Source organism: Sporosarcina luteola (assembly GCF_023715585.1).
GTDB classification, from domain to species: Bacteria; Bacillota; Bacilli; order Bacillales_A; family Planococcaceae; genus Sporosarcina; species Sporosarcina luteola_D.
In genome coordinates, this window is record NZ_JAMBOK010000001.1 from 377,102 (window position 1) to 390,414 (window position 13,313).

The following is a 13,313-nucleotide window of genomic DNA, read 5'->3' on the forward strand; positions in this document are numbered from 1 at the left end:
GAGACAGGAAGAAAAGAATAACGCCTTTTAAGGGAGGAAACGTTTTGAGCGATCGTAAAGCAGCTTTGGACCAAGCTTTAAAACAAATTGAAAAACAATTCGGGAAAGGTTCCGTTATGAAATTGGGGGAAAAGACAGATCGGGAGATTTCAACGTCATCAACGGGCTCGCTTGCTTTAGATGCAGCATTAGGGGTTGGCGGCTATCCAAGAGGACGCGTCATTGAAATCTATGGACCGGAGAGCTCCGGTAAGACAACTGTAGCATTGCATGCAATTGCTGAAGTACAAGCTTCAGGCGGACAAGCAGCATTTATTGATGCTGAGCATGCGCTGGATCCGGTTTATGCACAGAAGCTAGGTGTGAATATTGATGAATTGCTTTTATCACAGCCAGATACAGGCGAACAAGCGCTTGAAATTGCAGAAGCACTCGTTCGAAGCGGCGCAATTGATATCGTCGTCATTGACTCTGTTGCAGCATTGGTGCCAAAAGCGGAAATCGAAGGGGAAATGGGCGACTCTCACGTCGGCTTGCAAGCCCGTCTCATGTCCCAAGCGCTTCGTAAACTGTCCGGCGCCATTAATAAATCGAAGACCATTGCAGTGTTCATCAACCAAATCCGTGAAAAAGTAGGCGTCATGTTCGGGAATCCTGAAGTGACACCTGGCGGCCGAGCATTGAAATTCTATTCGTCGGTCCGCTTGGAAGTGCGTCGCGGTGAAGCTATTAAACAAGGAAACGACATCATGGGTAACAAAACACGTATCCGTGTCGTGAAAAACAAAGTAGCTCCTCCGTTCCGTACTGCAGAAGTGGATATCATGTATGGGGAAGGGATTTCCAGAGAAGGGGAAATCGTCGACCTCGGTGCCGAGCTTGAAATTGTACAAAAGAGCGGCGCATGGTATTCCTATGAAGGAGAGCGCCTTGGCCAAGGACGTGAAAATGCGAAGACATTCCTAAAGGAAAACCCGGATATCCGTTCGGAAATCGCAAACAAAATCCGGGCTTCTTATGGGATGGCTGCCGCCAACTACGTTATTGCAGCGCACAGCGAGGACGAAGAAGAAGAACTAGATCTATTACTTCTAGAAGAAGAGAAATAATTGATTACATGCGGACTGCCTTCAATCGGCGGTCCGTTTTGTATTTGAGGTTTTAGCTATTCGGCTTGGAGAAGCGTCTGCTCTGCGCTCGCCCATGGAAAGTGAGCGGTAAGCTTCGGAAAACATAGTCCCAAGCTTTACAATCCTTGACATGTCAAAATTTCATAGATACAATTAGAATTGTATAATTTCACATCAATGAAATCATAATGGCAGTATGTTGATTGTTAATATACGAGCCGACTGAAAACGAAAAGAATAGCAGGAGGAGGTGACCTGGATGCCAGATGGAATCATCGGAAACATCATCTCCGCTTTGCTCGGTCTGTTCGTCGGTGCTTTTGTTATCTATTTAGTTATCAAAAAAGTGAATGATTCAAGAGTGACGGGTGCTAAAAACTCTGCCGAACAAATCGTGGAAGATGCGAAACGTGAAGCGGAGGCTATGAAAAAAGAGGCCCTGTTAGAAGCCAAAGATGAAAATCACAAACTGAGAATTGAAGCGGAATCAGAAATCCGTGAACGAAGAGCGGAACTGCAAAAGCAGGAAAACCGCCTTTTGCAACGGGAAGAAAATCTTGACCGCAAAGATGATGCTCTCAATAAAAGAGAAGCAGGGCTGGAACGCAAAGATGATGCGCTATCCAGTAGACAACAGCATATTGAACAAATGGAACGCAAGGCGGAAGATCTTGTTGCTACACAACAGACGGAACTTGAACGAATCTCGGCACTTACACGGGATGAAGCGAAACGGATCATCCTGGATGATGTCGAAAAGGAACTTTCCACAGATATCGCCGTAATGACGAAAGAATCGGAGCAGCGTGCAAAAGAGGAATCCGAAAAGAAAGCCCGTGAAATCCTTTCACTTGCATTGCAACGTTTTGCAGCAGACCATGTTGCAGAAACAACCGTGTCTGTCGTGAACTTGCCGAACGATGAAATGAAAGGCCGTATCATCGGAAGGGAAGGGCGAAATATCAGGACACTGGAAACACTGACTGGTATCGATCTGATTATCGACGATACACCGGAAGCGGTAATTCTTTCCGGTTTTGATCCTGTTCGTCGTGAAACCGCCCGCCTCGCACTTGAGAAACTCGTGCAAGATGGCAGGATTCACCCGGCCCGGATTGAAGAGATGGTGGATAAGGCGCGTAGGGAAGTAGATGAATTGATCCGTGAAAAAGGGGAACAGACTACATTCGATGTAGGCGTCCATAATCTGCATCCGGATCTGATCAAAATCCTTGGAAGATTGCATTTCCGTACAAGCTATGGTCAAAACGTCCTGAAGCACTCTGTTGAAGTCGCTTATCTTGCGGGATTGTTGGCAGCCGAGGTTGGCGAAGACGTCACTCTTGCAAGGCGTGCAGGTCTTCTCCACGATATCGGAAAGGCGATCGACCATGAAGTCGAAGGAAGCCATGTCCAAATCGGAGTTGAGCTTGCAACGAAGTACAAGGAGCACCCTGTTGTCATCAACAGTATTGCTTCCCATCACGGCGACGAGGAAGCTACATCGGTCATTGCAGTGTTAGTTGCTGCAGCTGACGCATTATCGGCAGCAAGACCGGGTGCCAGAAGTGAAACGCTTGAGAATTATATTCGCAGATTACAAAAACTTGAAGAAATTTCGGAATCATACGAAGGCGTAGAAAAATCATTCGCCATTCAAGCAGGGCGCGAAGTGCGTATCATTGTACGACCTGACCAGATCGATGATATTACAGCACATCGACTGGCGAGGGACATTCGGAAACGGATCGAGGAAGAACTCGATTACCCGGGTCACATCAAAGTGACAGTCATTCGCGAAACGCGTGCAGTCGAATATGCAAAATAATGAAAATGACTCCTGTCCAACAATGGTTCAGGAGTCATTTTCTTATCATTTCAAACGAGGTTCTCATTAGTAGAAAGAGGTTGTAAATAATGAAGGTAATTTTTATAGGTGATATCGTAGGATCAATCGGTAGGGACATGGTATTTGATCATATCGCACGATTGAAACGGAAATATAAGGCGGATGTAATCATCGCCAATGGTGAAAATGCTGCTTCCGGAAGAGGTATTACAAAAGCGATTTTTGATGATTTACTCCGTTCGGGAGTCGATATCGTGACGATGGGCAATCATACGTGGGACCAAAAAGAGATATACGATTTTATTGATGAAACAGATTACTTGATCCGGCCAGCGAACTTTTCGGACGAGGCTCCAGGAAAAGGAATGACGACGATTACAAAAAATGGAGTGACTTTATCGGTAATCAATCTGCATGGCCGTACATTCCTCCCTCCACATGGCGATCCGTTTGACAAGGCGGAGGAATTGATTGAAAAGGCAAGCCAACTATCCCCGCTCATCTTCGTCGATTTCCATGCAGAAGCGACGAGTGAAAAGATTGCGATGGGATGGCATCTGGATGGTAAAGCATCCGTTGTCGTCGGGACGCATACACATGTACAAACGGCAGATGACCGAATATTGCCAGGCGGTACTGCCTATTTGACGGATGCCGGAATGACTGGACCGTATGATGAAATATTAGGAATGAAGAAAGAAGATGTCATCTACCGTTTCCGTACGAATTTGCCTGTACGATTTGAAGTGCCGAAAAGAGGACGTGCCCAATTGAACGGGGTGTATGTTGAGTTGAATGACCAAACCGGGAAGGCGGTCGCAATCGAGCGCATTATGATCAATGAGGATCATCGATTCGAAGCATGATGTGCGTCTAATCATCTCTTTCTTTTCATAAGATGACTTATGGATAAATATATTCCATAGACATCGTGAAAACAAGGAGGAAACATGGTGAGTCCATTGAAGGTATCATCCCGCTCTAATCCGAATTCCGTCGCAGGAGCACTCGTAGCGGTGATCAGGGATCAAGGGTACGCAGAAATGCAGGCTGTCGGTGCAGGCGCATTGAACCAAGCCATCAAAGCAGTCGCGATCGCACGGGGATTCGTTGCCCCAAGCGGAAGCGACCTCGTTTGCGCACCGGCATTTACCGATATTGAAATTAACGGCGAAGGCAGAACGGCATTGAAGCTGTTAGTGGAAAAAAGGAAAAGAAATTAAACTGTTATAAGATAGGAGCTGTCGAGAAAGTCGTAAAATTGACTTTCTCGACAGCTTTTTAAAATCGGCTCAAAAGTCAGCGGACTCGCGTCTAAAGCACGACCTCACTGTCATGAAAATGCTGAAAAAACCTACAATTCCGTAAATGAAAAAATTTAGCTACTTCAAAGTGGTAAGATGTTCATGTATAATGGAGTCAATCTGTTCAAATCCCACAAAGTTTGAAGAAAGGGGAAGTTTTTTGCATGAATGAAGAACAACGCCTGGAAACCGGGCTTGTCAAACCGGGTACAGTGAAAACTGCATCTGAACAGGAAAAGGACTACAGTAAATATTTTGAAACTGTCTATACACCTCCATCCTTAAAGGATGCTAAAAAGCGTGGGAAAGAAGAAATCTCCTACCACGACGATTTCCAAATTGATGAGCGCTTTCTTGGCATGGGTGCTGGACGCAAGTTTTATATCCGTACATACGGTTGTCAAATGAACGAACACGATACCGAGGTGATGGCAGGCATCTTCACGGGATTGGGTTACGAAGCAACGGACACGGTGAACGATGCGGATGTCATTCTATTGAACACATGTGCAATCCGTGAAAATGCAGAAAACAAGGTGTTCGGCGAACTGGGGCATCTGAAGCCGTTGAAGCTTGAAAAGCCGGATTTGCTTATCGGCGTCTGCGGCTGCATGTCACAGGAAGAGTCGGTCGTCAATAAAATCCTGCAAACATACGATCAAGTCGATATGATTTTCGGAACGCACAATATCCATAGATTGCCGAATATCCTTCACGAAGCATATATGTCGAAGGAAATGGTCATCGAAGTATGGTCGAAGGAAGGAGACATCATTGAAAACCTTCCAAAAGTGCGCCATGGCAATATAAAAGCGTGGGTCAACATCATGTACGGCTGTGATAAGTTCTGCACCTATTGCATAGTGCCGTACACACGCGGGAAAGAGCGCAGCAGACGTCCGCAGGATATCATCCAGGAAGTTAGGCAGCTAGCTGCTCATGGATATAAGGAGATCATGCTCCTTGGGCAAAACGTCAATGCGTATGGCAAAGATTTCGATGATATTGATTACCGCCTAGGTGATTTGATGGATGACCTTCGCCAGATCGATATACCGCGTATCCGCTTTACAACGAGCCACCCGAGGGATTTCGACGACCATCTCATCGAAGTGCTTGCGAAAGGCGGTAACCTGCTGGATCACATCCACTTGCCTGTTCAGTCGGGTTCAAGCGATATTTTGAAAATTATGGCACGAAAGTATTCCAGGGAACAGTTTTTGGAACTTGTCGCTAAAATTAAGGCAGCTATTCCGAATGTCACTTTGACAACGGATATCATTGTCGGCTTTCCGAACGAGACAGACGAACAGTTTGAAGAAACGCTTTCTCTGTACAAAGAAGTAGGGTTCGAAATGGCGTATACGTATATTTATTCTCCGCGTGAAGGAACGCCTGCTGCCAAGATGGTGGACAATATACCGATGGAAGTGAAAAAGGAACGTCTGCAACGCCTGAACAAACTCGTCAACGAGATGTCGGCGGAAGCGATGAAACCTTACCAAGGTAAAACAGTCAAGGTACTTGTCGAGGGAGAAAGTAAAAGGAACCCCGATGTGCTTGCCGGTTATACAGAGAAGAATAAACTTGTCAATTTCAAAGCGCCGCGTTCGGTGATCGGAGAAATTGTCAATGTGAAAATAATCGAGGCCAAAACATGGTCGCTAGACGGCGAATTCATTGGTGTCGTAAAAGAGGAAAAGGTGATGTCATAATGGAAAAACTTTATACAAAAGAAGAGATAATTAAAAAGGCACGGGAAATTGCGCATATGATCGCAAATACAGAGCAAGTCGAATTTTTCAAACGTGCAGAAGCACAAATTAATGAAAACCAAAAAATCCGTGAAAAAATTGCGAGCTTGAAATCATTGCAAACACAAGCGGTTAACTTCCAAATGTATGAAAAGGAGAGGGCACTATCAATTATTGAAGGGAAAATCGAAACGATTCAAGCGGAAATCGACGATGTTCCGATTGTTCAGGAATTCAAGCAATCTCAACTTGACGTGAACCAACTTCTCCAGTTGGTGTCGAACACGATCGCCAATAGTGTGACGGATGAAATCATTGAATCCACGGGCGGAGATGTACGTCGCGGCGAAACAGGATCATACGTCAGAAGTACGCAGCATAAGCCGTTACAATAATGAAAACCGATGAGGATAATTTCCTCGTCGGTTTTTTTCACTTTCTGGGCTTCTGGTGCATAGGATAAATAGACGTTAACGAAGGAGGAAGCATACTGAAGAATTTACGGCAAATTGTGACGAAGGCAGTCATTGCAAAAGGGAAGCTGCGGACGGAATCGAATGTCTCTCTGAAGCCGCCGAATAATCCATCAAGCATATTGGGCTGTTGGGTAATCAACCACACGCATCATGCGAAAAAAGTGGGACGATACATCGAAGTGACAGGTAAATTTGATGTGAATGTCTGGTATTCGCACCATGACCACTCAAAAACATCCGTCTTTTCGGAATCGGTGCCGTATAAGGATAAGATTAGGCTCCATTATCGGGATGAACCGGTATCCGGACAGGAAGAAATCATCGTCAATGTTGTCCAACATCCTAATTGCACAGAGGCGCTTATCTCCGAGTGCGGTGAAAAATTCATCATTAAAGTGGAGAGGGAATTGGTAGCGGAAGTCGTTGGTGAAACTAAAGTGTGCATCACTGTCCATCCGCATCAATTTGAAGAGGAATGGTCATTCAAGGATGAATCTTCTTCTCATCACGGCCACGGCCATGAACATGACCACCACAAAGCAGACGAAGAGAAGCGCCATGAGGACAGAGGAAAAGATTCACGCCCGTTTTAAGCCGGAAGGAGCATCCGGCTTTTTTTTTGTGATAACTCCGGCTTTTTCGCTTTGTTACTTTGAAGCAGCATGTTTTGATATAATATAAGAAAATGCAAGATTAGCGAGGTTCTGGAATGACTACATACACACCAATGATTCAACAATACTTACAAGTGAAAGCGGAACATGAGGATGCGTTCCTCTTTTTCCGTTTAGGAGACTTCTATGAACTGTTTTTCAACGACGCAATAGAAGCATCCAATATCCTGGAAATCACATTGACGAGCAGGGATGGCGGAAGCGCGGACAAAATCCCGATGTGCGGGGTGCCTTACCACTCAGCTGAAGGCTATATTGAGACATTGGTTTCAAAAGGCCATAAAGTGGCGATCTGTGAACAGACGGAGGATCCGAGGGCGGCGAAAGGGATTGTGAAACGGGAAGTCGTGAAAGTGGTCACGCCGGGTACGATCACTGAAGGGAAATCCTTGGATGCCAATGCCAATCATTTTATCGGGGCTGCCGACCAGCTTGATGAAAGGCGTTATGCACTAGCTTATGTCGATCTTGCAACGGGTGAAGGGAATGTGGAAATTGTAACGGGGGATGAGCGGACACTGATTGGGGAAATCGAATCGCTCGGAATGAAGGAGATCGTTGTCCGAGAGCGATTGCATATTTCCTTGAATGAATGGATGTCCAAAAGGGATATTGTCCTCTCGATGGAAAATGGAGATGGGGAAGACAGCTCGATAAGCGTCCAAACGCAAATTCCGCATGAAGTAAGTGAAGCGTGCGATATTCTGGTTTCCTATTTAAAACGTACTCAAAAGTCCTCCTTGGAGCATTTGCGTCCTTTTGAATACATACAGAAATCATCCAAACTTTCCATCGATGCCAATTCGATGCGCAATCTTGAGCTAGTCCAATCGATCCGGAGCGGAAGCAAGGAAGGAACTCTTTTCTGGCTTCTCGATGAGACTTCAACAGCGATGGGTGCCAGGAAACTGAGAATTTGGATTCATCAGCCTCTTGCGGACAGAACTGCTATTGAGGACAGACTGACAATCGTGTCGGACTTGATTGAGGATTACTTTCTTCGTGACGATTTGAAAACATCGTTGAAAGAAGTATATGACCTTGAACGTTTGTCGGGCAGAATCTCCATGGGCAGTGCCAGCGGAAGGGATCTAGCACAGCTGCGTAATTCCCTGCGATGTGTGCCTCATTTGAAAAATGCGCTGGAGCAATCCGGCCACGAGCGTCTGCAACGTTTTTCCGAGCAGATTGACCCGTGTTCGGAAGCACTTGGACTGTTGGAGAAGTCGATAGCGGAAAATCCGCCTATTTCTGTAAAAGAAGGCGGCATCATCAAAGACGGCTATCACGAAAAGCTCGATCAGTATAGAGATGCTTCGAGAAACGGCAAGGAATGGCTGGCGGGGCTCGAACGTGATGAACGGGAACGTACAGGTATTAAAAACCTGAAAATCGGCTACAACCGCATTTTCGGCTATTTCATTGAAATTACGAAATCCAATATCCATCTGGCAGATTTAACCCGCTATGAACGTAAGCAGACCCTTGCCAATGCGGAGCGCTACATTACGTCCGAGTTAAAAGAAAAGGAAGATTTGATCCTTAACGCTGAGGCTGAAGGTCAGGAGCTGGAATACAGCCTTTTCTGTGCTGTGCGTGATGAAATGAAAGACCATATCCGCAGAGTCCAGCAATTGGCAAGTGTCCTATCTGAGTTGGACGTCCTGCTTTCATTCGCTGAGGTGTCCGAAAAGCAACGGTTCGTCAAACCGCAGTTCCATGACGGACGGGCATTGGAAATAAAAAACGGAAGACATCCGGTCGTAGAAAAGATGATGGATCATTCATTATATGTTCCGAACAGCTGCACATTGACCGAAGAGTCAAACATGCTGCTCATTACCGGCCCGAACATGTCCGGTAAAAGTACATTCATGCGGCAAGTCGCATTGACGGTAATCATGGCTCAAATTGGCTGCTATGTACCGTGCGAATCCGCAACTCTTCCCGTGACGGATCAGATTTTCACGAGAATAGGCGCGGCGGATGATCTTGCATCAGGCCAAAGTACATTCATGATGGAAATGATGGAGTCTAAATATGCAATTGCAAATGCTACCGGCAACAGCTTGCTTCTTTTCGATGAAATCGGCAGAGGAACATCTACGTATGACGGAATGTCGCTTGCACAGGCGATGATGGAATTCATTCATGATGAAATTGGTGCAAACACATTGTTTTCAACACATTATCATGAGCTCACGCAGCTTGACATGAAGTTGGAAAGGCTCACCAATGTCCATGTCGCCGCTATGGAGCAGGAAGGAAGAGTCGTCTTCCTCCACAAAGTGATGGCAGGACCGGCGGATAAGAGCTACGGCATTCACGTTGCTCAACTGGCAGGCCTTCCGGAGACAATTGTCGTTCGTGCGAAAGAACTGCTTGATGCTTTTGAAAGCGCAGAACAGCCCGGTGCCGCGACTTCTGGATCCGAACAATTGACGTTCTTCGACTTGCAGGAAGAAGCTGATTCGATATCTGAATTGGATATCGATGTTCTAGAGCAGATGAAACAGGCGGACTTATTGAACATGACGCCGATGCAGGCGATGAACTTGATCCTTGATTGGCAGAAACAATTGAGTGCATCTACTAAAGCGGACTGACAAATTGTGTCACCGCTGCCTATTGAAATTCATTACTACGACCAAAAGACAAAAAAGGAGGGAGCCAGTGTGGATATCATTTCAGTCATGGACGATTCATTGTCCAACAAAATCGCAGCAGGGGAAGTCGTCGAGCGGCCTGCTTCGATTGTAAAGGAATTGGTGGAGAACTCGATAGACGCAGGCAGTACTTCGATTGAGATTGCACTTGAGGAGGCGGGGCTCACTTCCATCCGCGTGACCGACAATGGAAAAGGGATGTCACGTCACGATGCTGTCCTTGCTTTTGAGCGTCACGCAACGAGTAAAATTTCTACTGAACATGATTTGTTCCGGATCAGGACCCTCGGATTCAGGGGGGAGGCACTCGCCAGTATCGCTTCCGTATCAAAGGTCAGCCTCTTTACGTCGGACGGTGAAACCGAGGGGACAGAAGTACAGCTTGAAGGCGGACTTCTTCTCAAGCAATCGAATGCGGCTTTCAGAAAAGGAACCGATATGACGGTTTCGCAACTTTTTTACAACACGCCCGCCAGGCTGAAATACATGAAGACGATCCAGACAGAGCTTGGGCATACGATCGATCTCGTCAACCGACTGGCGCTCAGCCATCCGCAGATCGCTTTTAAGCTGTCCCATCACAGCCAGACTGTCCTGCATACGTCAGGCAGCGGGGACCTTCGAAAAGTCCTCACGGATATTTATGGAATGGCTGTCGCTCGAAAGATGGTGTCATTTTCAGCTGAAAGCGCCGATTTCAAAGTGGATGGATACGTCACGCTGCCTGAGATGACAAGAGCATCCAAAAACTATATGACGCTAATCGTCAATGGAAGATGGGTAAAGAGTTATACTGCAAACCAGGCGGTCATCGAGGGGCTTCATACCTATTTGCCAATCGGACGGTACCCAATTGCAGTCATCAACGTAGAAACAGACCCGTTTTTGACGGATGTCAACGTGCATCCTTCCAAACAGCATATACGCATGAGCAAAGAGGGCGATCTGTTTGACCTCATCAAATCGGCTGTCCGAGAAGCGGTTAAACGGTCAATTATCGTCCCCGATGCCGTGAAGCGGGAACCGGTCAAGAGAATTCCCTCCGAGCAAGTGACAATCTGGAACGACTTCCGACCGGCAGCTACTTGGAATGAAAGAGAAGCAGGACAAGAGAAGGTTGATGTTGATAAAGAAGAGTCTCCGGTTAAACAGGAAGAGTCGATAATTGAATCGAATCTGTTTGAGAAGAAACCGCTCCAAGCTGTTTACGAACCTGTCAAGCAAGAACCTGTGCAAAAGGATCAGCCCGAAAAGGTAATGGAAGTGCAGGAAATACTGAATGAGCAGAAGGAGCCTGTTCCTGAAATAGATGCAACAACTGAAAAGAAGGAAAGAAGATTCCCGCCGCTCGTACCAGTCGGTCAAGTCCATGGCACATACATCGTCGCTCAAAACGAAGACGGATTTTACATGATCGATCAGCATGCTGCACAAGAACGTATCAAATATGAATTCTTCAGGGAGAAATTAAGTAAGGTGGAAGAGGATGAAAGGCAAATGTTGCTAATGCCGCTCATCTTCCATTATTCTGGCGACGAAATGGTGAAAATAGAGGAGAATCTGGAAGCGCTGAATGAAGTTGGAGTCTTTCTGGAGGAATTCGGACCCTCCTCATATACAGTAAAAGAATATCCGGCATGGTTTCCGGCAGGAGAAGCGTCGACTCTTATCGAAGAATTGATAGAGCAGGTGTTGACGAATCGGAGGACAGATATCGGGAAGCTGCGCGAAGAGACGGCAATCATGATGAGCTGTAAACGTTCCATTAAAGCGAATCATCATTTATCGATTGCAGATATGGAAAGACTTCTGAACGATCTGTCGCATGCGGAGAATCCATATACATGCCCGCATGGACGTCCGGTCCTTATCCATTTCTCAACTTATGAAATTGAAAAGATGTTTAAGAGGGTAATGTAACTCTGTATAGGAGAACCTATAGTTGAACAAGGGAGCGGGTACCAATGGGAGAGTTCATATTAACGATCGACCAAGGCACGACTAGCACGAGGGCGATCCTATTCAACCGGAAAGGCGAGATTGTCCATACTGCGCAACGGGAATTCAGGCAAATATTCCCGAAACCGGGCTGGGTGGAACATAATGCGAGCGAAATATGGGGTTCTGTATTAGCTGTCATCGCTTCGGTACTGACGGAAAGCGGACTTCAACCTGAGGACATCGATGGAATCGGCATTACAAACCAGCGGGAGACGACTGTTGTTTGGGACAAGCTTACTGGACAACCCGTCTATAATGCAATTGTCTGGCAGTCAAGACAGACCCAGCAGATCATCAATGAGTTAAGGGAAGCTGGCAAGGAAGAGAGCATCCGTCAAAAGACGGGTTTGCAGCTTGATCCTTACTTTTCCGCTTCGAAAGTGAAATGGATCCTTGACGAGGTGGAAGGTGTGCGTGATCGGGCGGAAAAAGGGGAGCTGCTTTTCGGTACGATCGATTCGTTCCTCATTTGGAAGCTGTCGGATGGAGCTGTACATGTAACTGATTATTCGAATGCTTCGAGGACGATGCTATTCAATATTCACGAGCTCGAGTGGGATAAAGAGCTATGCGCGATGTTGGATATTCCGATGGGCATGCTGCCTGAAGTGAGGATGTCTTCGGAAATCTATGCCCATACAGACCCTTCCGTATTCTTCGGTGCTGCTGTTCCAATCGCCGGTGCCGCAGGAGATCAGCAATGTGCTTTATTCGGGCAGGCCTGTTTTCACGTTGGAATGGCCAAAAACACGTACGGTACAGGTTGTTTCATGTTATTGAATACCGGAGAACAGCCTGTAGCTTCCGAAAATGGTCTGCTGACCACGATAGCCTGGGGGCTGGACGGCAAGATTACATACGCACTTGAAGGCAGTGTGTTCGTCGCAGGTTCTGCTATCCAATGGCTCAGGGACGGCATGCGCATGATCCAAAAAGCCTCCGATTCAGAAATGTACTCGACGCGGATTGCTTCCACGGATGGTGTGTATGTCGTGCCTGCATTCGTTGGACTTGGCACGCCATATTGGGATTCGGATACTAGAGGGGCGGTATTCGGATTGACTCGAGGGACCGAAAAAGAGCATTTCATCCGTGCAACTGTTGAAGCGCTGGCCTATCAGACAAAAGATGTGTTGTTGACGATGGAAAAGGATGCAGGCATCGACATTGATGTTTTGCGTGTTGACGGTGGGGCTGTCGGGAATACATTCCTCATGCAATTTCAAAGCGATATGCTACAGAGCGAGGTCGAGCAGTCGGCGTATATGGAGACGACGGCACTCGGGGCGGCTTATCTTGCCGGACTCGCGACAGGATTTTTCGAATCTTGTGATGCAGTGGAAGCTTTATGGGCGAAAGAACGGACATATTCTCCGAAGATGGCAGTGGAAGATCGGGATGCCTTGTACGGAGGTTGGAAGAAGGCTGTCGAGGCGGCGCGGCTATTCAAACTTTGACT

10 protein-coding genes are annotated in these 13,313 nt (G+C 46.7%); all 10 read left to right on the forward strand.

All coding sequences use genetic code 11. The features are described from left to right. Positions 1-44: 44 nt before the first annotated feature. The 10 genes from recA to glpK all read left to right on the forward strand — a co-directional run bounded on the left by recA (position 45) and on the right by glpK (position 13,311). On the forward strand, positions 45-1,109 hold the full coding sequence (recA, locus tag M3193_RS01985; protein ID WP_251624088.1) for a recombinase RecA: 1,065 nt from the start codon (positions 45-47) through the stop codon (positions 1,107-1,109). 280 nt (positions 1,110-1,389) lie between these two features. After that, positions 1,390-2,958 carry a ribonuclease Y gene (gene rny / locus M3193_RS01990; RefSeq protein WP_251624089.1) on the forward strand — a complete coding sequence of 523 codons (1,569 nt, stop codon included), beginning with the start codon at positions 1,390-1,392 and terminating at the stop codon, positions 2,956-2,958. A gap of 89 nt (positions 2,959-3,047) precedes the next feature. Beyond that, positions 3,048-3,845 (forward strand): TIGR00282 family metallophosphoesterase, encoded by a 798-nt coding sequence (locus M3193_RS01995; protein WP_251624090.1) that lies wholly within the window; start codon positions 3,048-3,050, stop codon positions 3,843-3,845. Positions 3,846-3,932: 87 nt separating this feature from the next. Then, positions 3,933-4,202 (forward strand): stage V sporulation protein S, encoded by a 270-nt coding sequence (locus M3193_RS02000; RefSeq protein ID WP_251624091.1) that lies wholly within the window; start codon positions 3,933-3,935, stop codon positions 4,200-4,202. A 245-nt stretch (positions 4,203-4,447) separates the two neighbouring features. After that, complete coding sequence (gene miaB / locus M3193_RS02005) at positions 4,448-5,998, forward strand: tRNA (N6-isopentenyl adenosine(37)-C2)-methylthiotransferase MiaB (RefSeq protein WP_251624092.1); 1,551 nt, start codon at positions 4,448-4,450, stop codon at positions 5,996-5,998. Next, positions 5,998-6,432 carry a RicAFT regulatory complex protein RicA family protein gene (locus tag M3193_RS02010; protein ID WP_251624093.1) on the forward strand — a complete coding sequence of 145 codons (435 nt, stop codon included), beginning with the start codon at positions 5,998-6,000 and terminating at the stop codon, positions 6,430-6,432. Before miaB ends, M3193_RS02010 begins: the two co-directional genes overlap by 1 nt. A 116-nt stretch (positions 6,433-6,548) precedes the next feature. Continuing rightward, the gene (cotE, locus tag M3193_RS02015) at positions 6,549-7,106 is read left to right on the forward strand and encodes an outer spore coat protein CotE (RefSeq protein WP_251624094.1); all 558 of its coding nucleotides are present in this window, start codon (positions 6,549-6,551) and stop codon (positions 7,104-7,106) included. A 116-nt stretch (positions 7,107-7,222) separates the two neighbouring features. After that, on the forward strand, positions 7,223-9,793 hold the full coding sequence (mutS, locus tag M3193_RS02020; RefSeq protein WP_251624095.1) for a DNA mismatch repair protein MutS: 2,571 nt from the start codon (positions 7,223-7,225) through the stop codon (positions 9,791-9,793). A 69-nt stretch (positions 9,794-9,862) separates the two neighbouring features. Continuing rightward, complete coding sequence (mutL, locus tag M3193_RS02025) at positions 9,863-11,773, forward strand: DNA mismatch repair endonuclease MutL (protein ID WP_353056356.1); 1,911 nt, start codon at positions 9,863-9,865, stop codon at positions 11,771-11,773. A 44-nt stretch (positions 11,774-11,817) separates the two neighbouring features. Beyond that, positions 11,818-13,311: a glycerol kinase GlpK gene (gene glpK / locus M3193_RS02030; RefSeq protein WP_251624097.1), complete on the forward strand. Its 1,494-nt coding sequence runs from the start codon at positions 11,818-11,820 to the stop codon at positions 13,309-13,311. Positions 13,312-13,313: the final 2 nt, after the last annotated feature.